Origin of the sequence: Pseudophaeobacter sp. (assembly GCF_039971195.1) — a bacterium.
GTDB lineage: Bacteria > Pseudomonadota > Alphaproteobacteria > Rhodobacterales > Rhodobacteraceae > Pseudophaeobacter.
Map to the genome: position 1 here is coordinate 1 of NZ_JBDWPJ010000135.1, position 21,229 is coordinate 21,229.

The 21,229-nt window shown below is 57.9% G+C and carries 21 protein-coding genes and 1 tRNA gene; 6 read left to right on the forward strand and 16 right to left on the reverse strand.

Going from position 1 to position 21,229, the window contains the following annotated elements:
• Positions 1-205 precede the first annotated feature (205 nt).
• Entirely contained in the window at positions 206-1,618 is a 1,413-nt protein-coding gene (locus ABJP42_RS11685; protein ID WP_348340506.1) for a primase-helicase family protein, read from the reverse strand.
• A 206-nt stretch (positions 1,619-1,824) separates the two neighbouring features.
• On the reverse strand, positions 1,825-2,367 hold the full coding sequence (locus ABJP42_RS11690) for a hypothetical protein (protein WP_348340508.1): 543 nt from the start codon (positions 2,365-2,367) through the stop codon (positions 1,825-1,827).
• Between the two features lie 170 nt (positions 2,368-2,537).
• Between ABJP42_RS11690 and ABJP42_RS20765 the strand changes: the two genes are divergently transcribed.
• Entirely contained in the window at positions 2,538-2,666 is a 129-nt protein-coding gene (locus ABJP42_RS20765; protein WP_490363218.1) for an HNH endonuclease, read from the forward strand.
• 195 nt (positions 2,667-2,861) lie between these two features.
• On the opposite strand, the gene ABJP42_RS11695 is transcribed toward ABJP42_RS20765, so the two are convergent.
• The 11 genes from ABJP42_RS11695 to ABJP42_RS11745 form a co-directional block, all read right to left on the reverse strand.
• Positions 2,862-2,936: transfer RNA gene (locus ABJP42_RS11695), tRNA-Gln, on the reverse strand.
• A gap of 105 nt (positions 2,937-3,041) precedes the next feature.
• Complete coding sequence (locus tag ABJP42_RS11700; protein WP_348340510.1) at positions 3,042-4,046, reverse strand: NADPH:quinone reductase; 1,005 nt, start codon at positions 4,044-4,046, stop codon at positions 3,042-3,044.
• Between the two features lie 339 nt (positions 4,047-4,385).
• Positions 4,386-6,041, reverse strand: coding sequence for a transcriptional regulator (locus tag ABJP42_RS11705; protein ID WP_348340512.1), 1,656 nt, complete (start codon positions 6,039-6,041; stop codon positions 4,386-4,388).
• A 256-nt stretch (positions 6,042-6,297) separates the two neighbouring features.
• A complete protein-coding gene (locus tag ABJP42_RS11710) occupies positions 6,298-6,522 on the reverse strand; it encodes a hypothetical protein (RefSeq protein ID WP_348340514.1) in 225 nt (74 codons plus the stop codon).
• A 107-nt stretch (positions 6,523-6,629) separates the two neighbouring features.
• Complete coding sequence (locus ABJP42_RS11715) at positions 6,630-7,541, reverse strand: MBL fold metallo-hydrolase (protein WP_348340516.1); 912 nt, start codon at positions 7,539-7,541, stop codon at positions 6,630-6,632.
• Positions 7,542-7,746: 205 nt separating this feature from the next.
• Complete coding sequence (locus tag ABJP42_RS11720; RefSeq protein ID WP_348340518.1) at positions 7,747-8,922, reverse strand: ABC transporter substrate-binding protein; 1,176 nt, start codon at positions 8,920-8,922, stop codon at positions 7,747-7,749.
• A gap of 46 nt (positions 8,923-8,968) precedes the next feature.
• On the reverse strand, positions 8,969-10,864 hold the full coding sequence (locus ABJP42_RS11725; protein ID WP_348340520.1) for an AMP-dependent synthetase/ligase: 1,896 nt from the start codon (positions 10,862-10,864) through the stop codon (positions 8,969-8,971).
• Positions 10,865-10,875: 11 nt separating this feature from the next.
• Positions 10,876-11,649 (reverse strand): ABC transporter ATP-binding protein, encoded by a 774-nt coding sequence (locus tag ABJP42_RS11730; RefSeq protein ID WP_348340522.1) that lies wholly within the window; start codon positions 11,647-11,649, stop codon positions 10,876-10,878.
• Entirely contained in the window at positions 11,649-12,416 is a 768-nt protein-coding gene (locus tag ABJP42_RS11735; protein WP_348340524.1) for an ABC transporter ATP-binding protein, read from the reverse strand. The genes ABJP42_RS11730 and ABJP42_RS11735 overlap by 1 nt, the downstream gene beginning before the upstream one ends.
• Positions 12,413-13,498, reverse strand: coding sequence for a branched-chain amino acid ABC transporter permease (locus tag ABJP42_RS11740; RefSeq protein ID WP_348340526.1), 1,086 nt, complete (start codon positions 13,496-13,498; stop codon positions 12,413-12,415). The genes ABJP42_RS11735 and ABJP42_RS11740 overlap by 4 nt, the downstream gene beginning before the upstream one ends.
• A gap of 4 nt (positions 13,499-13,502) precedes the next feature.
• On the reverse strand, positions 13,503-14,378 hold the full coding sequence (locus ABJP42_RS11745) for a branched-chain amino acid ABC transporter permease (protein ID WP_348340528.1): 876 nt from the start codon (positions 14,376-14,378) through the stop codon (positions 13,503-13,505).
• Positions 14,379-14,803: 425 nt separating this feature from the next.
• Between ABJP42_RS11745 and ABJP42_RS11750 the strand changes: the two genes are divergently transcribed.
• Positions 14,804-15,448 (forward strand): TetR/AcrR family transcriptional regulator, encoded by a 645-nt coding sequence (locus ABJP42_RS11750; protein ID WP_348340530.1) that lies wholly within the window; start codon positions 14,804-14,806, stop codon positions 15,446-15,448.
• Here ABJP42_RS11750 and pcaQ read toward each other — a convergent pair.
• Positions 15,445-16,365, reverse strand: coding sequence for a pca operon transcription factor PcaQ (pcaQ, locus tag ABJP42_RS11755; RefSeq protein ID WP_348340531.1), 921 nt, complete (start codon positions 16,363-16,365; stop codon positions 15,445-15,447). The two genes, ABJP42_RS11750 and pcaQ, sit on opposite strands and share 4 nt — an antisense overlap.
• Positions 16,366-16,461: 96 nt before the next feature.
• Here pcaQ and pcaC point away from each other — a divergent pair, with 96 nt between their 5' ends.
• Genes pcaC through ABJP42_RS11775 form a run of 4 tightly spaced genes read left to right on the forward strand, consistent with a single transcriptional unit; the run spans position 16,462 to position 19,097 of the window.
• Positions 16,462-16,860, forward strand: a complete 399-nt coding sequence (gene pcaC, locus ABJP42_RS11760; protein WP_348340533.1) for a 4-carboxymuconolactone decarboxylase — start codon at positions 16,462-16,464, stop codon at positions 16,858-16,860.
• Between the two features lie 14 nt (positions 16,861-16,874).
• The gene (gene pcaH, locus ABJP42_RS11765) at positions 16,875-17,615 is read left to right on the forward strand and encodes a protocatechuate 3,4-dioxygenase subunit beta (protein ID WP_348340535.1); all 741 of its coding nucleotides are present in this window, start codon (positions 16,875-16,877) and stop codon (positions 17,613-17,615) included.
• Positions 17,615-18,241, forward strand: a complete 627-nt coding sequence (gene pcaG, locus ABJP42_RS11770) for a protocatechuate 3,4-dioxygenase subunit alpha (protein ID WP_348340537.1) — start codon at positions 17,615-17,617, stop codon at positions 18,239-18,241. Before pcaH ends, pcaG begins: the two co-directional genes overlap by 1 nt.
• A 10-nt stretch (positions 18,242-18,251) precedes the next feature.
• Positions 18,252-19,097, forward strand: coding sequence for a 3-oxoadipate:acetyl-CoA acetyltransferase (locus ABJP42_RS11775; RefSeq protein ID WP_348340539.1), 846 nt, complete (start codon positions 18,252-18,254; stop codon positions 19,095-19,097).
• A gap of 70 nt (positions 19,098-19,167) precedes the next feature.
• On the opposite strand, the gene cueR is transcribed toward ABJP42_RS11775, so the two are convergent.
• Together cueR and ABJP42_RS11785 are read right to left on the reverse strand one after the other, a co-directional pair.
• Complete coding sequence (cueR, locus tag ABJP42_RS11780; RefSeq protein ID WP_348340541.1) at positions 19,168-19,557, reverse strand: Cu(I)-responsive transcriptional regulator; 390 nt, start codon at positions 19,555-19,557, stop codon at positions 19,168-19,170.
• 22 nt (positions 19,558-19,579) lie between these two features.
• Positions 19,580-21,229 (reverse strand): copper-translocating P-type ATPase (locus ABJP42_RS11785; RefSeq protein WP_348340543.1); only part of this gene is annotated, 1,650 nt, incomplete at its 5' end.

A 21,229-nucleotide genomic window follows, 5' to 3' on the forward strand; every position in this document is an offset into this window, starting at 1 on the left:
CAGTAGACGAACCGCGCCGCCGCGACCTGCCGACCTCGGAACCGTATCTTTGGCCGGTTGATCGTCGCGGTGACCCAGCACCCGTTTTCATCGACGGTGGTTTGAGTTAGGAGGGAGGTGACCCTCGAAAGGGCCTCCTCGTAGTTAGAATCCATGATGTCCTGCAGCCAGATCTCGCAGTCATCTCTGAAGGTAAAGTGCTCACTCACAGCACGTCCATATCTCTCAATGGGTCGTTTCGTTCGAGATAGTCGCTAACGCGTTCCGCCTCGAAGTCAGGCCCATAGATCCAGCCACGCTCGATCGTAAATCCGGGGCGAACCCAGATTGCGCGAGCATAATCTTTGCCACCCCATTTGACCTTGGTTTTCTGCCATTCCAGGTCGTCCATGAGATGTTTGGTTTGGTTCATGTTGGCGTTGAGGTGTTTCCGAACGAACTGAACAACATCAGCCTCAGGAAGCACGACCAACCCGCGCTCGTTCAGCAGCTCTTCCAGCTGGTCAACGATAGTCTGGCGGCTGGTCTGCTGCAGGCGTTGCATAATCGGGGTCGATAGCTGCGCAATGTTCAGGCTCTTGGCGCTGAAGCCCTCTGGTAGTTGGCGTTGCATCAGAGCGTTGTACAACCGCCCGACGTTTGCTGGATCGTCCAGAAACTGATGCACCTGACCAACCAAGGCGGCGAAACCATCAGCGTTCGCCCCGCCCGATCGACCGTCGTGATCGACATCCATGACGTAGTAGCGCCGCTCGCCTTCCTCCATCCAAGTCGGAGCGAAGTTGGAGGTGAACACGAAGCAGCACGTCTGCCGTGCCCGTTCAGCCTCAAATCCTTTTCGCTCAACAAGAACAAACGGATCGGTGATAAAGGTCTTCAGGGCGTTAGCCTGAGTAGACCCCGGCTTGATCTGAGTTTCCTCGCAGACGACTAGCTTACTGGTCAGTACCGTCGAGTTAAACTGCTGGGTCAGCTTGCTGATGTTGTTCTGAACAGCAGTGTTCGCCGCCCCGAAGAGCTCCGATAGCACACGACAGGTCGTGCTTTTTCCTGTGCCCTTGCTCCGAGAATAGAAGAAGGGAGCCCAGGCTGGCTTATCGGCCTCGTTCTGTAGGCACCATGCCAGCCAGTTCAGAAATTGCTCCCGGTCGGCAGCGCGCGGGAAGAAAGCGTCGAAGAATTCTCCAACCACGCCAGGGTCCGCAGCATTGACGCGAGCGCGACGATACTCAGGTTCAGACCAGACATTGGCCGAGACCGCCCCGCGTGAGCTGATCAGCCGATTTGCGTTGCCGGGTTCGCTCACCGTCGTGCCATTCCAGACCTGAAAGGCCCGTTGGGTGTCTGTGTGGCGTGTCTCGATCAGCAGCTTGAACAGGCCCTTCAGGACCTCGTTGCTCAGCTGGGCCTGAGGATGTTCTTCGCGGATCCGGTTCAGCACCATCATCTCGACGTCGTTGCGGGAAAGCGGGGTTCCTAGGTGGTCGATATCGTAGAACTTGTTATCGCGGCGGACGATCTGGTTTCCGTAGGCCTTGGCCAGATCTTGGATAGTGGTTTCGGTTCCAGGTGCAGGTTGCGTGTTGCTCGTCATGATTATGATTTTCCAATCATTCATGCCGCCGATTGATGTTTCATGCCCTGAGGAGAGCCGGACCTAGAAAGTGGTGTGGGCAGTGAAATCGGCGATAAATCCGTGTGTTCTCTCTATAAGAGTGCCCTGGAAGAATTCGGGTGTTCGGGGTGCTCTGGAAAGCCCTGAAGATATGGCGGTTTGACCTCTGCCAAGGCCGATCGAAATGGAAGGGAACGAAGCGGAACCCGCTAGGCTGGATTGTCTATAGCGAGCATGAGGACCTGGGTAGCATGGCGAAAGTTATCTTCTTGGTTCTGCAAACCGGACGCCCATTTAAATCCATGAATGAGATTGGTGCGCAAACAGTACGCAACGTGCAGGAGGGCAGCTATCTCAGCCCGGTATCCAGTGTGTGTGCCGTCGTAAATCGCCTTTATTCTGGCTCTGGAAGGTTTCCCTTCTTCAATTAGATGGTCTAGGTGCTCTGAGAAATTCACGCCATCAAAGGTCCGAGTTCGATGATAGGCAAAGGCTTCTTGAAATACCGGTGCACGGGCTATGTTGGCGACTCCACGTAGCGCCGCCTCTTCAATCAGGTCGTAGTTATTCTTTACGTACCCTTCTGGCACCAGAGCGGCCTCTCGGTGTAGTCGATCATTGGCAGGGGTGAGGACCATGTGTTCGAAGAGGCTCCACACCAAAACGAATTCCGCTATAGCATCTTTCAGCTTGGAGCTGACTTCTCCGCAAGCAGGACGATGCACTTGTAGCCACTGGTCGACGTCTTCCATGTTGTTCCTCCCTGACTACCTCCCTCCTAACTCAAACCACCGTCGATGAAAACGGGTGCTGGGTCACCGCGACGATCAACCGGCCAAAGATACGGTTCCGAGGTCGGCAGGTCGCGGCGGCGCGGTTCGTCTACTGCGTGGTCAACCGAGCGGTATTGGATGAGAGGACGGTGGTTCGCCATCGCTGTCATAATCGGCGGTGCTGTCGTCCCGAGCATCTGGTCGACGGGTCAGCGGCGGATAACAAGCGCGACGACTGGGACTTCTGGGCCAACGGGGTGGACTTCGACCTGCTCTGATCTGTGGCTTGGGCTTCTCCCGCCGCTAAAGCAACGTCCCGCTCCACCCTGAACACCCGCTACCGGGTCAACGGGTGGGTCGGGTGCCCGTCATAAGCTGGCCCTCACCCGTAGCCGAAACCACTGGGGCAGAAACCGGGGGCGATTGGGGCCAGTCTGGGCTCCGTCGCTCTTACGTCTATGGCTGGAAAGTACTGGCTGGGGTGGTAGGATTCGAACCTACGATCTTCAGTACCAAAAACTGTTGCCTTACCACTTGGCCACACCCCATCAGTGAGCGGCGTTCTAGTGTGAGTTTGGGAAGGGCGCAAGAGGGTTTGTCGAAAAAACCAAAAACTTTTTCAACGCCTTTCCTCTTGCCCCCCTCCAAGCTCACTAACCGCCGTCTTGTTTCCCCGCCTGGATCAAAACAGCCCCCTGTCGCGCTCCGGCTTCTACAGCTTCATGCGCCTCACAAGCTTCTGAAATATCGTAGATCTTTTGAATGTCAAAATCCAAGGCGTCAGCCAGTAATGCGGCATGCAAACGCGCTATGGTCGCTGCCCGTTGGGCCGGAGTGAGCAGATAGACGAGGATAATTTCCACGGTCACGGCTTTGAACAACAGGGGCATAAACGGCAGGGTCGGCGACATCTCAGCAGCTGAGCCATAGGCCGCGATACGACCATTTTCCGCGATCACTTGGGAGTCTGTTTCAATGTTGCAGCCAAATTCCACCTCGACGATCAAATCCACCGGGAGGCGGTCATTTGCTGCCAGAACCTGTTCGGCCAGATCATCGGCACGGTAGTCCAGAACCACATCCGCTCCGGCGCGCAGAACCCGGTCTGTGCCAGAGGCACTACAAGTCGCAATCACCCGTGCTCCGCCCCATTTGGCCAATTGCACGGCCAAGATGCCCACGGTTCCAGCTCCGCCCTGGACCAAAACCGTTTTGCCAGAGACCTCCCCCTGGCCAAAAACCGCAAAGCAAGCCGTCAGCCCGGGAATGCCCAGAACTGCACCGGCCTCTAGGCTCACCCCCTCTGGCAGCGGCACCGCTTGCTCTGATGGCAGAGCGATCTGCTGCGCCGCGGTGCCACAAGAGCGGCGAAATTGGCCGTTCCAGATCCAGACTCTCTCACCGATGCGACTGTCAGAAACTCCCGCGCCGACGGCGGAAATGACGCCGGACCCATCACTATGTGGAATGATATAGTCCCAGGGAAACCCTTGCAGGCCGGGTTGCCCACGGGTGCGGGTCTTGACGTCAGATGGGTTGACGCCTGAAAAGGCCACATCTACCAGAACCTCCCCAGTTTTTGGCTCCGGAGCGGGCAGGTTTTCGAGATGCAGAACCTCTGCGGCGGCACCAAAGGCGCGATAAGTGATTGCCTTCATCGATGGAGTTCCTTGTGTTTCTATTGCGCATCGACATCTCCCCTTAGCACGGCCACACAGCCGCCCAAGGTCCGTATGCCTTTGGCCTAGAATACTGGGCAATTTGAGGAAGGACAGAGGCGGTTTTAGCCAAGGGGCAAAACCCTTTGCCTAGAAACGCTGCGTTAGGAACTCAGCTTCAAACCAAAGGGGAGTAGCCCTCCTACAGGGAGCCGCGGTGAGGTTTCCTAGAGGCACTCCAGATGGCACCCAGTTGACACTAACCGCCGTGAGAGACCAGATAGCCTATCTGCAGCCGGAACCACTCCGCAACCGGAGATTAACGACCTGCCTAGGCTATTAGGCCGGCACTCCCGCCTGTTTCAGGGCATCCGCCCATTCATTGCCTTCGCGCGAGGCCGCCGCAGGGTGCTCCCGGTGATAACGGGACAGGTTGAACCTGGGCGAGGCCACCATCAAACTATGAACCGCCTCACGTGCCTCACCGGACCGGCCTAACAATTGCAAGGCAATGGCCTTGGTGCGCAGGCTGGCCGGATAGGCCGCATTCGCCTGCAGGGAGCGGTTGGCCAATTCGATGGCGCGATCATAGTTATGGGCCGACAGATTGGCAAAGGCCGACACCGAGTCAAAATAATACTTCTGCGGTCCCAGCGGGGTTAGCCGCCGCGCGGCATCGGTCAATTCCACCGCCTCAATGGGACGGCCCTGATAGGCCCAGGCAGCCCCTTTCAGCAGGATTGCCAGGGCTTCGTTGGGGTTGTCTTTGAGGGCAAGATCATAAGAGGTTTGCGCCTGTTTGAAATCAAACAGGAGATGGCTGGAAATCGCCCCCTTGAGGGTATGGGCGAGGGAGAACGACGGATCGGCCTCCAGAGCTGAGCTGGCGAACTGGGTCGCAAGCTCGGTATCCTCCCGACGATCGCTAGAGAATCCTTTTTGAACCCGCAACACATGCCAGAATCCCATCCAGGTCAGGACCAGTGGATGCTTGGGGTCCCGGTCCAGCAGCACCTTTAGTATGTCACGTGCACGGCCAAACCGTTTTGGTGTCATTTCCTGCATCATAGAGATCGCCGCCATCAGCAGCATATGCCCTTCGAGACTGGGAAGCGGCTTGAAACCGGCAATCCGCACCGCCTCGCCCACCAGGGTTTGTCCTATCTGGCGGGTCGCCTCGCGCAGGGCCTCACTCGTCCCTGCCAGCACGTCGTTCAGGGGCCCTTCGAAATGGCGGGACCAGATCACCTGTTCGCGTTCGGCGTCGTGCAGCTCGATCTCGGCTGACATGACCTGACCATTGGCCCGAACCGATCCTGAGACCAAATATTTCACACCGGCAATGGCCGAGACTTCTGAAGGACGCACCCGGTTCAAATCGAATTGACGCGACGCTAGGTAAGAGGTCACGGCAAAGGCCTGACTACGCGCCAGGCTGCGCGACAACTCCTCCGAAATCAGCGATCCCAGTGGCGAGGTATCCTCCCCAGGGGCCAATTGCGCAAAGGGCAGGACCGCAATCAAGGGTAACAGTGCCTCATGGCGTAGGCGTCCAGCGGGTTGCGGCGGCCTATCTGGCCCAGAGGTTTTACGGGAGATATCCAAACGGGTCTGCTGCAGCCACCTGGCAAAACTGGCCTCATAGGGCAGCTCGAATCCTTCCATGAATTCGGCTTCTCCAAGGCTATCGTCAAACGCTACCCTGCCAAGATCAAGGATGACACGTTCCCTATTGGCCGTGATCACCTCTGCGGTCTGGGGTCCAAGGTGGCGCCGCAGGGTCGACAGAGCAGTGCGCAGACTGGCCTTGGCCTGCTCGGGCTGTGCCAAGCTCCAAAGGGTTTGTTCCAGAAACGCCCTGGTTCGAACCCCCGATTCCGCCGTGCAAAGCAAAGCTAAAAGCGCCTGATGTTTTGCGCCCAATGGGATCGCCGTTCCATCGCCATCTGCAACATTGAAGGCCCCGAACCGGCCAACGCGTAACAAAATACTCACAACACAACCCCAAGGAAATTACGTCACAATTAAACTACAGCAATACCCCCCTGAATTGTAAATGAAAAACACCAATAAAAGTCCTGCCACCTTATTAACGCCTCAGTTGCGAATATTAACCAATTAACAACCCTTTGCTAAAGTCACCTCCAATCAAGCGACTAGCCCTGCCCACTGTGTTTTTCCAAGGGAGACTTGATGAAAATATCTGTCTCAAATCCTAGCCCTACCTTCAGGGAAACCAAGACACATTACTCTACACGCCCATTTTCCTATGCTCTTTCTCCTCTTTTTTTGACTGAGTCGCTCTGCTCTGTGTATTAAAAAAAGAGACTTTTACGGTTCCGAGATCACCCAAGACCACCAAAACAAACCGCAAAAACATCTCCGCAGGCCGGCGCAAGAAGAACGGCCAGGCCCCATGCATCACCCCGTGAAAAAATAAGGCAACATAAAATGGGAGCGATTGTTTTTCAGCCACCCCAAAAGAGTGACTTTTGCCATTTCCACCGGCGGGCAATTACGTTCCACGATGAGACTCAATGAAGGCATTGTAATACAGGCCACTTCATAAACAACCCTAGGCTGCTATATGTCCACACCGGCGACAAACCGAAATCCACTGCCCTGTCGTTCAACCCTGCCAATGCCACCTTTGGGCAAGTGGTAGCCAATCAGCTGCATCTGATCCAACGCCAGCATATCCAGCAGCCGCAGGCGCGTTTGGGCCGCGGCCTCTGCGTCCTGGTCGGTCCCAATCGGCCAGCTCGGCTCTGCAAAACTGACATGGTGATTGCCAATGGCGTCACCGCCGATCAGGAGGCTCTCAGTGCCCGACCGCAGCTCAAAGGACATATGTCCCGGCGTGTGACCAAAGCTGGCATGGGCCAGCACCCCAGGCAAGATCTCGTCTCCGGCGCGAAACCGGGTGACGCGGTCTTCGATCACCTCCAGGCGACGGTGCGCGCCAACGGCCATTGAGGCCCGCTCACCAGCGATTGTGCTGGCGGTGTTAGGATCGAACCAATAGTCCCATTCCCCCTGTCCCAACAGATACTCCGCATTTGGGAACAGCGGATCGTCAAAATCATCCAGGACCCCCCATAGGTGATCTGGGTGGCAATGGGTAAAGACCACATGCGTGACCTCCTCAGGAGAGATGCCCACTACCTCCAGCGCCAGTGCCAACTGCCCGGCAGAGGCCTGAAAACTAGGACCCGAGCCCGCGTCAAACAGCACAACGCGTCCCTCGTGGCGCAAAAGCGTGACATTGATGGGCGGCAGTATTGCCCCCTTGGCCACACCGCATGCCTGCAGGATGTCGTCAACTGCTTCCGGCTCCAGCCCGGCAAAAAGCATGGATCGTGGCAGCGTCAGGTGGCCGTCAGACAGCGTCTCCACCCGCATATCCCCCAGGCTGAGGTCTGCAGCAAAGGCAAACCGGGGCAGCAGCAGCCCTGCTGTCAAACCGGCAATAACCGCGCGACGATTCACTGTCATGTCTTCCTCCTATTTGACCCAGCCGTAGTGATCAGGGCTCATTACATTCTCACATGCGAATTTATAGCAGCGAATAGAGCATGGGAGCAAGCGGCTCGACGTCCCAGGCGACATGGATCACAGCAAAAGGCCCGGCGCATGGATTTATGCACCGGGCCTCTATCAGATGTTATGCCTTCAGATCAGCAAAGGGAGATTAGTCGCCTTATTGACGGCTCAACTCTTTCCACTTGCCGCCTTCAACGATCGAGATGACGATATCGTCGGCGCCGCGGTGGTCATCGGCACTGTAGGAAATATCAGTGTCGGTGAGCGCATCATGATACTGGAGGCTCTCCATACCTTTGACAAAGGCCTCCTGTGTCAAATCGGGACCTGCGGCCTCAAGCGCACGGATCACAGTGTCGGCGGCCGAATAGCCCAGCATGGCAAACCCACTGGCCGGATGACCAAAGGCAGTTTCATAATCTGCGATGAACTTGGCCGGAGCCTCGTCTTCGGCGCGGGCAATCAGGTCAACCCAACCGGCAGAGGCATACAGACCCTCGGTCACGCCACCCGGAACAGCGGCAACCACGCCCAGGAAACCAGCCGAAGTATTGAGGAACTTGACGTCGGTCCAGCCCAGTTTCTTGGCGGTGCCAACAACAGTGATGCCCTGGCGCACACCCAGGCCCATTGCGATCACATCACAACCAGCGGCCTTGAGCTTGGTCAGAGAGCCAACAAAGTCCAGCTCGTCCGGTTTGTGGCTGGTCTCAGCTGCAAAGGTCAGACCCAAGGCAGCGGCGGTCTCTTCGGCGCTTTCCTTGATCTCCTTGCCAAAATCCGAGGGGATATACATGGAGCAGACTTCTTTGGCATCAAACTCGCCTGCCAGATAGGTCACACCAGCCTTGACCTGATCGTAGTAGCTGGAGAAGCCGATAAATTTGTTCTCGACCGGATCCTGCAGCATTTGACGCGCCGCAGACAGGGGACCAACGTTTGGAATGCCTTTAGGGTCCAGCAGCTTGAAGCCTGCGATGTTCATCGGCGTGCCCAGCGAGAGCAACATGCCAAAGACCTTGTCGCGGTTCAATAGCTTGTTGTAGCCCTGCATCGCGCGGGGGATCTGGTAGCCGTTGTCCTCAACCACAAAGCGGATCTGGCGTCCGTGAACGCCGCCCGCAGCATTGGCCTCGGCAAAGCGCATATTGGCGCCATTGGTGGCGGGAACGCCAACCGCAGCAAAGATACCGCTGAGGTCATTGACCGAGCCAAAGACCACTTCGCTATCTGTCACGCCTTGGCTGTCGGCCTGCGCGGCAGAGCCCGCTGCCAGTGCCATAGCTCCGGCTATAAGCGTGCCTGCCATCACCTTGGATGTAAATTTCTTCATTTCCATTTCCTCCCTGGATTGGTTCGCAGCGTGTTTACCCACGCCGTCAATACATGTCGTCGATCAGTGCCTTATGTTTCTTCTCCACAAAACTTCGTTTCAACTTCATCGTCGCTGTCAGCTCATCGTCCTCGGCGGTGAGCAGCACATTGATCAGGCGGAAGTCTTTGATCTGTTCCACCCGGGCAAAGTCCTTATTCACGGCCTCCACCTCCTGGCCGATCTGATCCACCACCTCCTGCGCGGCGCAGAGCGAGGCAAAGTCACTAAAGGGTATCTTCCGGTCCTGAGCGAATTTTTCAACATTTTCCTGATCAATCATGATCAGACAGCTCAGATATTTACGCTGGTCGCCAATCACCACCGCATCCGAAATGTAGTGGCTGAACTTCAACCGGCTTTCAATTTCGGCCGGGGTGATGTTCTTGCCGCCCGCGGTGATGATGATGTCCTTGATCCGACCGGTGATGGTCAGATTGCCAGCCTCATCCAACCGGCCGACATCACCGGTGCGCAGCCAGCCATCTTGGGTAAAGGTTTCGGCGGTTTTTTCATTGTTGCGCCAATAGCCCTGAAAGTTATTGAGCCCCAGGGTCTGGATCTCGCCGTCCTCGGCAATGCGCAGATCCACACCGGGAACCGGACGGCCAACCGTGCCGGGCTGGTTGTGCTCCAGGGTATTGATGGTGGAGATCCCGGCATTTTCAGTCATGCCGTAGCCTTCGATCAGCGGCACCCCAATCGACCAGTACCATTTCAGCAATTCCGGTGAGATCGGCGCCGCACCAGTGCCGCCCCGGCGCATTTTGTCCATGCCCAGCATCCGCCGCAGATTGCGCAGCACCATGAAGTCCCAAAATGCATAGTTGGCGGCAACACCGGCAGGGGGTTCCTTGCCGAACATCACATATTCCGCCCGCGCCTGTCCCGCCTTGATCGCCCGCTGAAAGGCCCAGCGCCCCATGGGTGTGGCTTCCTGGGCCAGCACCAGAACGCGGGAATAGATCTTTTCCCAGACCCGTGGCACCGCAAAGAAGGTCGCCGGAGAGATCTCCTGCATATTGTCAAAAACCGTCTCGGGGCTTTCGGCAAAGTTCACCGTGCTGGAGGCGCCAAGTGGGAAATAGACCGACACATTGCGCTCCAGAATATGGCAAAGCGGCAGGAAGCACAGCTGTTCGTCTGTGGGATCCACCGCCAGCGCCCGCGCGCCTGCCTCCATCGAAGCCATGATGTTTTCATGCGCCAGCATGGCGCCCTTTGGCATGCCCGTGGTGCCCGAGGTATAAATCAGCATCGCGGTGTCTTCGGGCTTTGACTTGGCAATCTCGGCCTCAAAGGCACCAGGGTGCTTTACCTCATAGCTCCTCCCCAGTTCGACCAGCTCATCAATAAAGATGCATTTGTCCTGCTCAAGATCATGCAACCCGTCGCGGTCATAGATGATCACCTTGGCCAGATCCGACACCTGATCGGCAATCTCCAGGTATTTGTCCAACTGCTCGTCGTTTTCGACAAACAGAAAACGGCTACCGCTGTCATTGACCAGATAGGCCAGCTGGGTGGCGGAATCGGTAGTATAGACACCCGAGGCAATGCCGCCTGCCCCCTGTACCCCCATATCCGTATAGAGCCATTCACGGCGGTCTTCACTCAGGATCGAGACAACCTCGCCGCGCTCCATCCCGAGGGATAGCAACCCTAGGCCAATCCATTTGGACTGCTCCCAATAGGTACTCCAGGAGAAGGACTTCCAGATCCCCATGTCCTTTTCGCGGTGCGCCGTGCGCTCCTGCAAGGTCATGCAGCGGGTCTGAAACAGCTTTGGGATGGTGTCACAGCCATCTACCAAAACCGGACGTTGGCCCGGTTCTGCGTTGAAAGAGACGCCATTGATCTCGATTTGGGCGGGTCCAGTCTGTTCTCCGACATGCATATTCATCTCTTCCCCTCCTAGCGCCATGTTTTCTTGCGTTTCCAGCGCTTCTCGCCACGCTGGCCCTCTTCCTGATGGCCGAGATAGAAAGATTTGATATCCTCGCTCTCCATCAAGCGATCCGCAGAACCGTCCATTACGATGCGGCCAATCTCCATCACATAGCCCACATCTGCGAGATCCAGGGCGATACGGGCGTTTTGCTCCACCAGCATCATGGTGACATGCTCTTCCTTGTTGAGCCGCCGCAGGATGGTAAAGATCTCTTGCACCAGCAGTGGCGACAGACCGAGGCTGGGCTCGTCCAACAGCATGATCTGCGGCCGCAGCATCAGCCCGCGCCCAATCGCCAGCATCTGCTGCTGACCACCGGACAGGGTGCCCGCTTCCTGGGTCCGACGTTCCGCCAGAATGGGAAAATAGTCAAAGACCATCTGGCGGTCGCGCTCGATCTCGGCCTTGTCAGACCGGGTATAGGCACCAAGGCTCAGGTTCTCATCCACGGTGAGCAGCGGGAATACTTCGCGCCCCTCTGGGACATGCACGATGCCATGATCGACAATGCGATGCGGTTCCTGCCCCTGAATGGGCTTGCCGTTGAACAGCACCTCGCCCTTTTCAGGATCCATGATGCCAGAGATGGTTTTCAGCAGGGTCGATTTCCCCGCGCCATTGGCGCCGAGAACGGTGACAATCTGTCCCCGGTCCACCTTTAGCGAAACTCCGCGGATAGCCATGATCGGCCCGTAAAAGCTCTCGAGGTTCTTGATTTCCAGCAAAGCTTCACTCATCAGACTGCCCCCGCGCCAAGATAGGCTTCAATGACGGCCGGGTTGGCCTGCACTTCTGCCGGGGTGCCCTCGGCCAGTTTGGCCCCATCCGCCAGGGCCAGAACCCTGTCAGACACGCCGGAAACCAACCCCATGTCATGTTCCACCATCAAAACGGTGATCCCCATCTGTTTGCGGATGTCGTCAATCCACCAACGCATGTCCTGGGTTTCCTCAACCGAAAGCCCCGAGGCCGGCTCATCCAGCAACAGCAAACGCGGCTGCGAGGCCAGGGCCCGGCCCAATTCGACCACCTTGCGGACCCCGTAGGGCAGACCGGCGATCATCTTATTGCGGTAGGGCTGCAGGTCGAGGAAGTCGATCACCTCCTCAACCGCCTCGCGGTGGCGCTCTTCTTCGCGCCGCACACGGGGAGTAAAGAACAACTCTTCCAAAAGCGTGGTTTTGCGGTGGCGATGCCGCCCGACCAGCAGGTTTTGCAACACGGTGGCATGTTCGAACAGTTCGATATTCTGAAAGGTTCGGGCAATGCCAAGGTCAGCTACCTGATCAGCATCCCGCTCCAGCAGGTTGTTGCCATCAAATTTGAACGTACCGGCGAAGGGTTCATAGAACCGCGAGATCAGGTTGAAGGCGGTGGATTTGCCTGCCCCATTGGGACCGACGATGGCATAGACCTCGCCCTCCTCAACCGAGAAGCTGAGATCATTGACCGCCACCACGCCGCCAAATTTGAGCGTGGCATTGTTGATTTCCAAAAGGCTCATCTCAGGCGCTCCGTCTTCAGGTAGGATTTCTGGCGACGGAACATGTCCTTGCGCGCAAAGGGGAACAGCTCAAACCAGGTGCGGATCTTAAGCCATCGCCCGTAGATGCCCATGGGTTCGAACAGGATGAACAGGATCAGGATCAGGCCAAAGACGCCTGTCTCCAGCCCCGGAATGGCAACGCCGCTACCGATAACATTGTCCTTCAGGATCGACAGCGCCTGCGGCAGGAAGGCCACCACAATAGCTCCAAAGAAAGCTCCGTGGATGGAACCAAGCCCACCAATCACGATCATCATCAACAGGGTGATTGAAATCACCAGGCTAAAGGTCTCGTTGTTGAAGGTCCCCGCATAGTAGCCCATCAGGGCACCGGCCCAGCCGGTGATCATGCAGGACAAACCAAAGGCCTTGCCCTTGGTGCGGGCAATATGCACGCCCATGGCAGTGGCCGAGACTTCGCTGTCGCGCACCGCGGCAAAGGCGCGGCCGAGGGGCGAACGCAGCAGGTTGCGGTAGAACAGGGTGCAGGCGATGGTGACAACCAAAACCAGATAGTAGAACCGGGAAGGCATTGACCAGCGTTCGATCTCAAAGCCAAAGATATTGATCATCTCCGGGAATTTACCCGACACACCGCCGCTCCAATGTTCTGTCAGCACGATGATGTCATCTGCCAGAACTGACAGGGCAATGGTGGCAATGGCCAGATAGATCCCATGCAGGCGCAGCACCGGAATGGCAATCAGCAGACCGACAAAGCCGGTGATGATCCCCGCCAGCGGGAAGGCGATGATAAAGGGCACGCCCTGTTCGATCAGGATGGTATTGGCATAGCAACCAATCGCCAGAAAGGCCGCATGACCCAGACTTGCCTGACCTGTCTGGCCGGTGAGCAACATCAGGCCAAGGCCCGCGATGGCCCAGATCAGAACATTGGTGACCTCGCCGAGATAGAACTCGCCGATCAGATAGGGAAGCGCAAAGGCCAGTGCCAAAAGCGCGCCGTATACGCAAAGGGTCCAACGATCCGGGAACAGGCGAATATCGTGCTGGTAGGATGTTTTGAAATGAATACGCATGAGATTATACCTTCTTCACGCGGACCTGGCTGAACAGACCATGAGGTCTGAAGATCAGCACAGCCAGCAATAGGGCATAGGGCGCGATTTGAGAGTAGCCAGCCGCAAAGTAACGCGCAGCAAAAGGCTCGATCACCCCAACGATCAGACCCCCCGCAAGGGCACCGGGCAACGAGCCGAAGCCGCCGATCACCGCTGCCGCAAAGGCTTTGATCCCCAAAAGACCCGCATTAGGATCAATCGCCCCTTTGGAGGCAAACAGGATACCGGCAACGGCCGCCGTAGCACCGGACAGACCCCAGATCAGCCCCTGCACCCGTTTTACCGGGATACCCATGAAATAGGCCGCCATCTGGTTCTGACTTGCAGCCTGCATCGCCAGTCCCAGCTTGGTGCGCTGGAAGAACTGGTACAGGAACCAGGTCATCAGGAAGGTCACCACGATGATGGCCACATCGGCCATCCCCAGCACAACGCCGCCGATATGGAGATCCCCCAAGGCAAGCGGGCTTTCCAATGTCTGCGGCTCATGGCCCCAGATGATGCCGGCAATAAAGCGCAGCACAAAGCCCATGGCGATTGTCAGGATCACCACCGCTGTCTGGTTCTGGCCAAAAAGATGGCGCAACACGAACAGATCCAGCAGGTAGCCAAAGACCGCCATGATCGAAATCGTCAGGGGTGCGGCGATCCAGAACGGCAGGTTCATATATTCCGCATTGGTGAGACCAAGGCTGACAAAGGCCCCGATCATCATGAAGTCACCCTGGGCGAAATTCACCGCCTCGGTGGCTTTGTAGATCAACACGAACCCAAGCGCGATCAGGCCGTAGACACAGCCATTCGCAAGCCCACTGACCAAGAGCTGCAATACTTCCAAATTTTCCTCCCCCCGCTCCTAAAGAACGGTTCCTCGCCCAGTATGATCCGGGCCTTTGCGCTTTTTTGACGAATTTCCACGGCGCCTCCTCAAGCGGTGGAATCCCAAGCGTCTAAAAACAGACTAATGAGTATGTTTTTGACCTGTCAATTGGCGAGACCCAGCGTCAAAGTGGCAAAAAGTGCCTATTTTTTGCGCCTCTGGCCCCCTAGGCTGATTCTAGGATCGGGTCCGCTCCATACCCGCTAGGCGGCTCTGGAGGTGACTCTTATGTGCCCTGACGAGCATTCCCATATTGGTCAGCACAGCTTCCCCAATGCGCCTAGCCACTTGACTGGCGGTGACACTTCGCCCGCCCCGCGCTGCGCATCTTCGCGAGGCATTGCCTATCAACAGGGCTCTCTGATAGGCGAGACCCAATGTGAATGACCGGCAGAGTTTTGATGTTAGAGCAGATCAGCACCTCCAAAAGCGAAATCCTGGATGCTGCCGCCCATTGCTTTATGACGCTGGGCGCCGAAAGCGCCTCGGTGGATGATATTGCGGCAAAGCTGGGATCCACCAAGGGGCGGATTTACCACCATTTTCCTTCAAAGGGCGCGCTCTTGGCAGCGGTGCAACTGCGGGCAGCCGGTTTTACTCATCGTGCCGTGGAACAGGTCATCGACACCAGCCTTCCAGCGATCAAATCGCTCGACAAGATGGCCCGCAGCCATATCTACGAAGTGCTGAACTCGCTGGCCTATCACAAGGTCATCCTACAGACCTATACCGGCGGCACTGAAGTCAAAGCGATGAGTGACGTGGAACGTGAACTTCAAACAAAAGTGCGCTGCGGCCAGCGCCAATATGAGCTTTTGTTCCACTCCGAAGTTGCACGTGGCATTGCCGAGGGCAGCTTTGAAGCTCGAAATCTGAAGGTCGCGGTCTCTGGTCTCTTGCTGATTCTCAATTCGCCGGTGTTTTGGTTCCGTCCCGAACGGGGCGCCTCACAGGAATTCATCGACACCATTGCGCGTGACATCAGCAGCATGGCGCTGGCCAGCCTCGGGGCCTCTCCTGCGGCCTAGGCCAGGGGTTCACACAGCTGCCGCAAATGGGCGCAAAACCGCACCCCAAGCTCTGAAAGTTGATGTTCGCTGCGCATGCATAGCCCCACCGGCCCTTTGGTGCTGCTGGTGTCCACTGGCAATTTCCGCATCTCTCCACTGGCAAGATCTGCGCGCACCACCCCCTGGCTGATGAACCAGATCGCCCCGTGATCCAACACATAGCGCCGACCAAAAGTGGCCGATACCGTCTCGATCGGGGCCTGGGGCATCATCAGGCCTTGTTCCAGGAACATCTGTTCCACCAAAGGCCGAATGATGGATCCCGGCGAGGGCATCAGCACCGGATAATTTTGCAAGGCTTCCGTCGGGAGATGTGTCAGACTGGCCAAGGGGTGATCTGCTGCCACAACCACCGCGACGCTTTCGTGAAACAGCGGTTCAAAATCAATGCCAACCATGCGTTCCGGCGCCGGCAAACGGCCCACCACCAGATCCAGATCGCCCCGGCGTAGCCGATCCAACAGATAGTGATTGTCGCCGGTAACAACTGAAAACCGACTACGGGCCATGCCGGCCTGCAACTCTGCCAGCGCGTCCGGTACAAGTGTTGCGGAAACTGTGGGCAAGGCGCCAATGGACAGGCGCGGCCCCTCCCCCGCTTCCAGCCCCTGCAGCATAGCCACACCGTCGCGGGCCAGCGCCAGGCTTCTCCCTGCGTGATGCCGAAACATCTCCCCATAAGACGACAGGCGAATGCCGCGACCATGGCGTTCAACCAAAGGCTTGCCACAGACCGCCTCCAGTTCGCGCAGGGCACGGGTCACGGCAGGCTGGGTCATGCCCAGCGCCTCTGCGGCCTGGGTCACGCTGGATTGTCGCGCTACTTCGACAAAGACTTCGAGGTGGCGCAATTTGAGCTGAGAAGACAAAAGCATATCAATCTGGCCATGCAAACATGTTAGATTTCGCATTATACAGCTCATTTTTGATATGCGATACTGCTGAAACTCACCGACAGAGGACAACGCCAAATGAGCAACAGCAGATATGATCAGGGCATGGTGACCCGCCGCGCCGTTCTTGGCGATGCCCATGTGGACCGTGCCGAGGCCGCCAAGACCGAGATGGATGAGGCCTTTCAAACCCTGATCACCGAGGGGGCTTGGGGGACGGTTTGGTCTTCGGATGCCATAGCCTCGCGTGAACGCTCGATGCTGACCCTCGCGCTGCTGGCAGCTCTGGGGAATTTTGACGAAATTCCGATGCATATCCGCGCTACCGCCCGCACTGGCGCCAGCAAATCGGATGTGCTGGAAGCCTTTCAACATGTGGCGATCTATGCCGGGGTGCCCCGCGCCAATCACGCGTTGAAACTGGCAAAACAAACCTATGCGGAAATGGAATCTGAGGCCGCCGCAACCAAGGCCTGAGGAGGAACCAAACCATGAGCAAGACACCACTAAAACAAGGTGAGTTTTACCAGCGCGACCGTCGCTGGCACCCCCCGGCCTATGACAAGGATTACAAGACCTCAGTGGCGCGGTCCCCCAAGCTGGCGCTGATCAGCCTCGAGAACACCCCCAGCGAGATCACCGGCCCGCGCTTTGGCCATGGCGATTTGACGCCGGTGGACAATGACCTGTTGTCCAACTACGCCCAGCCCGATCAAAGCCCGATTGGCGAGCGCATCATTGTGCATGGTCGGGTGTTGGATGAAAATGCCCGCCCGGTGCCCAATACGCTGGTCGAAATCTGGCAGGCCAATGCCTCTGGCCGCTACCGGCACAAAAAAGACAGCTATCTCGGGGCGATTGACCCCAATTTTGGCGGCTGTGGACGCACCATGACCGACGCAGATGGCTACTACTATTTCCGCACCGTGAAACCCGGCGCCTATCCCTGGCGCAACTGGGTCAATGATTGGCGCCCGGCGCATATCCATGTCTCGGTCTTTGGCTCCGGCTTTGCCCAGCGCCTGATCACCCAGCTTTATTTTGAGGGCGACCCGCTGGTGAAAACCTGCCCGATCGTAGCGACCATCCCCGACCCGGCAGCGGTTGACCAATTGATCTCGCGGCTGGACATGAATGCCACCATTCCGCTGGACACCATCGCCTATAAATTTGACATCGTGTTGCGCGGCCGCCGTTCAACCCTGTTTGAAAACCGGCTGGAGGGAAACTGATGACACAAGATCTGAACTATCTGAAAGAAACGCCCTCCCAGACCGCCGGTCCCTATGTGCATATCGGCCTGGCCCCCGGTGCGGCGGGGTTTGAAATCTACGATCAGGAGCTGGGCCAGGATATCGCTGGCCCCAATGCCAAAGGAGAGCGGATCCGCGTCGAAGGTCTGGTCATTGACGGCATTGGCTCCCCGGTCAAGGATGTGCTGCTCGAGGTCTGGCAGGCCAATGCCGATGGTATCTACCCGCATCCCGAACATGCAGGCCACGAGACCGTCGAAGAGGGTTTTCGCGGCTGGGGCCGTGTCATCACCGATTTTGAAACCGGTGAATGGGGTTTTGACACCGTGAAACCCGGCGGCCTTGTGGGGCGTAATGGCCAGAGGATGGCACCGCATATCAATCTTTGGATCGTGGCCCGCGGCATCAATGTGGGGCTCAATACCCGGCTGTATTTTGACGATGAGGCCGAGGCCAACGCCGCTGACCCGGTAATCAATGTGATTGAGTGGGAAAAGCGCCGCCAAACGCTGATTGCAAAACGCAGTGAACGTGACGGCCAAACGGTCTATCGTTTCGATATCCGCCTGCAGGGCGAAGACGAGACCGTCTTTTTTGACATCTAAGGAAGCCGCTATGACCACCTCCTCTCAGGGTAAGCCCTGCATCATCTGCGTTGCCATCACCGGATCTGTGCCCCGCAAGGAGCACAATCCGGCAGTGCCTACCACCATCACCGAACAAATCGAGAGCACCCAAGAAGCCTTTGAGGCCGGAGCCTCGATTGCCCATTGCCATGTGCGCAACGATGATGAGACACCCACCTCCGATCCTGAACGCTTTGGCCTGCTGCTGGAAGGGTTGAACAAACACTGCCCCGGCATGATCGTGCAGCTCTCCACCGGTGGGCGCTCGGGCGCCGGTCAGGAACGCGGCGGTATGCTGTCCCTGCGCCCCGATATGGCCTCGCTCTCGGTTGGCTCCAACAACTTCCCCACCCGCGTCTACGAGAACCCCCCGGAACTGGTGGACTGGCTGGCCAGCGAGATGCGCCAGTATGAGGTCAAGCCCGAGATCGAGGCCTTTGATCTCAGCCATATCCATCAGGCGGTAAAGATGAACCGCGACGAGCGCATCACTGGCAAGCTCTATGTGCAGTTTGTCATGGGCGTGAAAAACGCTATGCCTGTCGACCGCGAGACTTTTGATTTCTACATCAAAACCGTCGAGCGCCTGGCACCTGAGGCCGAATGGTGTGGCGCCGGTATCGGCCCGGGCCAGATCCAGATCAACGAATGGGCAATCGCCGCAGGCGGTCATACCCGCACCGGCCTGGAGGATAACCTGCGTCTGAACCGCGAGACCCTGGCGCCGTCAAATGCGGCCCTGGTGCAACGGGCAGTCGATCTGTGCGAGAAATACCAGCGCCCCGTTGCCAGTTGGCAGCAGGCCCGCGAGATCCTTGGATTGCGTGCCAGTTGAGCCTGTTGGGCTTGCTTTCTGAACGGGCCAGAGGGCCTGTTCAGTCATTCCTCAGCAATCGGTCCTGAATTCAAACCTTGCCCGAGAGATCCTTTAGAATCGGGCAATCGGGGCGACTATCACCGGCGCAGCAGTGGACCAGCTCGGTCAGGGTGTCGCGCATGGCCTGCAGATCGGCAATCTTGGTCTCGATCTTGCTCAGATGGTCCTGTGCGAGCTGTTTCACATCGCCGCTGGCGCGGCTTTTGTCTTCATAAAGCGCCATCAGCATGCGGCAGTCTTCGATGGTAAAGCCCAGCGCCCGGGCGCGGCCCAAAAAGGCGAGCTTGTGCAGGTCAGCCTCGGCAAAGCAGCGATAGCCATTGTCGCTGCGATGCGGTTTGATCAGGCCGATATCCTCGTAGTAGCGGATGGTCTTGGCCGGCAGGCCCGAGCGGGTTGAAACATCACCGATATTCATGCGGACCTCGTGTTTTGCCAGTTCATTCGGCGGGACTAACAGACAGGGAGGCCGTTGTGGGCGCCTCTGCCTCTTCATCTAAGCTGGATTTCAGCCGATGCAAGCGCAGGGCATTGCTCAGCACAAAGACACTGGAGAGCGCCATAGCTCCCGCCGCCAAGGCAGGCGACAAAAGTGGTCCGCCAAAGGGATAGAGCACCCCCGCTGCAACCGGCACCAAAAGCACATTATAGCCAAAGGCCCAGCCGAGGTTCTGGCGGATATTGCGCAGGGTGGCGCGGCTGACGGTCAGGGCATCCAGAACCGCGTGTAAATCACCCGAGACCAGAACCACATCTGCGGCCTCGATGGCCACATCCGTGCCGGTGCCAATGGCAAGCCCCACATCTGCCGCCGCCAGCGCCGGCGCATCGTTCAAGCCATCGCCAACAAAGGCCAGCGGGCCAAATTTATCTTGCAGCTCTTCCAAGGCAATGACCTTATCCCCCGGCAGACACTCTGCCCGCACCACATCGATGCCGAGCTGTGCAGCAATCGCCTGAGCTGTTGCCTTGGCATCGCCGGTGATCATGGCAACCTTCAAGCCCTCTGCCTGCAGGGCGCGAATTGCCGCCGGGGTGCCCGGTTTGATCGGATCCGCCACCGATAGGGCAGCCACAGCCACACCATTGAGGCTTACGTAAAAAGGTGTCTCACCCGCTGCTGCCCAAGTCTCGGCCTTGGGGCGCAGGGCTGCGCAGTCAATGCCCTCGCGCTGCATCAGCCGCGCCGCGCCGATCAGGATCTCCTGCCCCTCGACCTGCGCCCGCAGCCCAAACCCAGGGATCGCTTCCACAGTTTCAGGCCTGGGCAGATCCTGCCCAGCAGCCGCGACCAGGGCCTTGGCAATGGGATGTTCGGATTGCGCTTCGGCGGCGCCGACCAAGCGCAGCACTGCCCGGCGTTCAAACCCATCTGCCAGATGCAAATTGGTCAGTGCCGGATGGCCTTCAGTCAGTGTCCCGGTCTTGTCCAAAGCCACCAGCTTGATCTCTTGCAACCGTTGCAAAGCGTCTCCCTTACGAAACAACACCCCCATCTGGGCGGCACGACCAATGCCCACCATGATCGAAGTCGGCGTTGCCAGCCCCATGGCACAGGGGCAGGCAATGATCAGCACGGAAACCCCAGCCACCAAGGCCAGAGGCAGAGCTGGCGCAGGCCCCAAGAGCAACCAGGCCAGCACGGTCAGCAGCGCCACCGCCATCACCGCCGGGACAAACCAAAGCGTGATCCGATCCACCAGCCCCTGCACCGGCAGCTTGGCCCCCTGGGCCTGCTCCACCATCTGGATGATCTGCGCCAAAGCAGTGTCGCGTCCTACATGGGTGGCGCGGAACTCAAGTACTCCTGCACCATTCACCGTCCCGGCCGAGACCTCAGCCCCGGCCTGTTTCTCAACCGGCACCGGCTCACCGCTCAGCATGCTTTCATCAACAAAGGAAGACCCCGAGGTCACCATACCGTCAACCGCAATCCGCCCTCCCGGGCGCACCCGGATCAGATCGCCCGCCGCAATTTCGGCCACCGGAGTTTCAATCCCCCGATCCCCCGCGACAACTTCGGCGGTTTTGGGCTGCAGATCGATGAGTTTGCGGATCGCTGCGCCTGTACGGCCTTTGGCGCGGGCTTC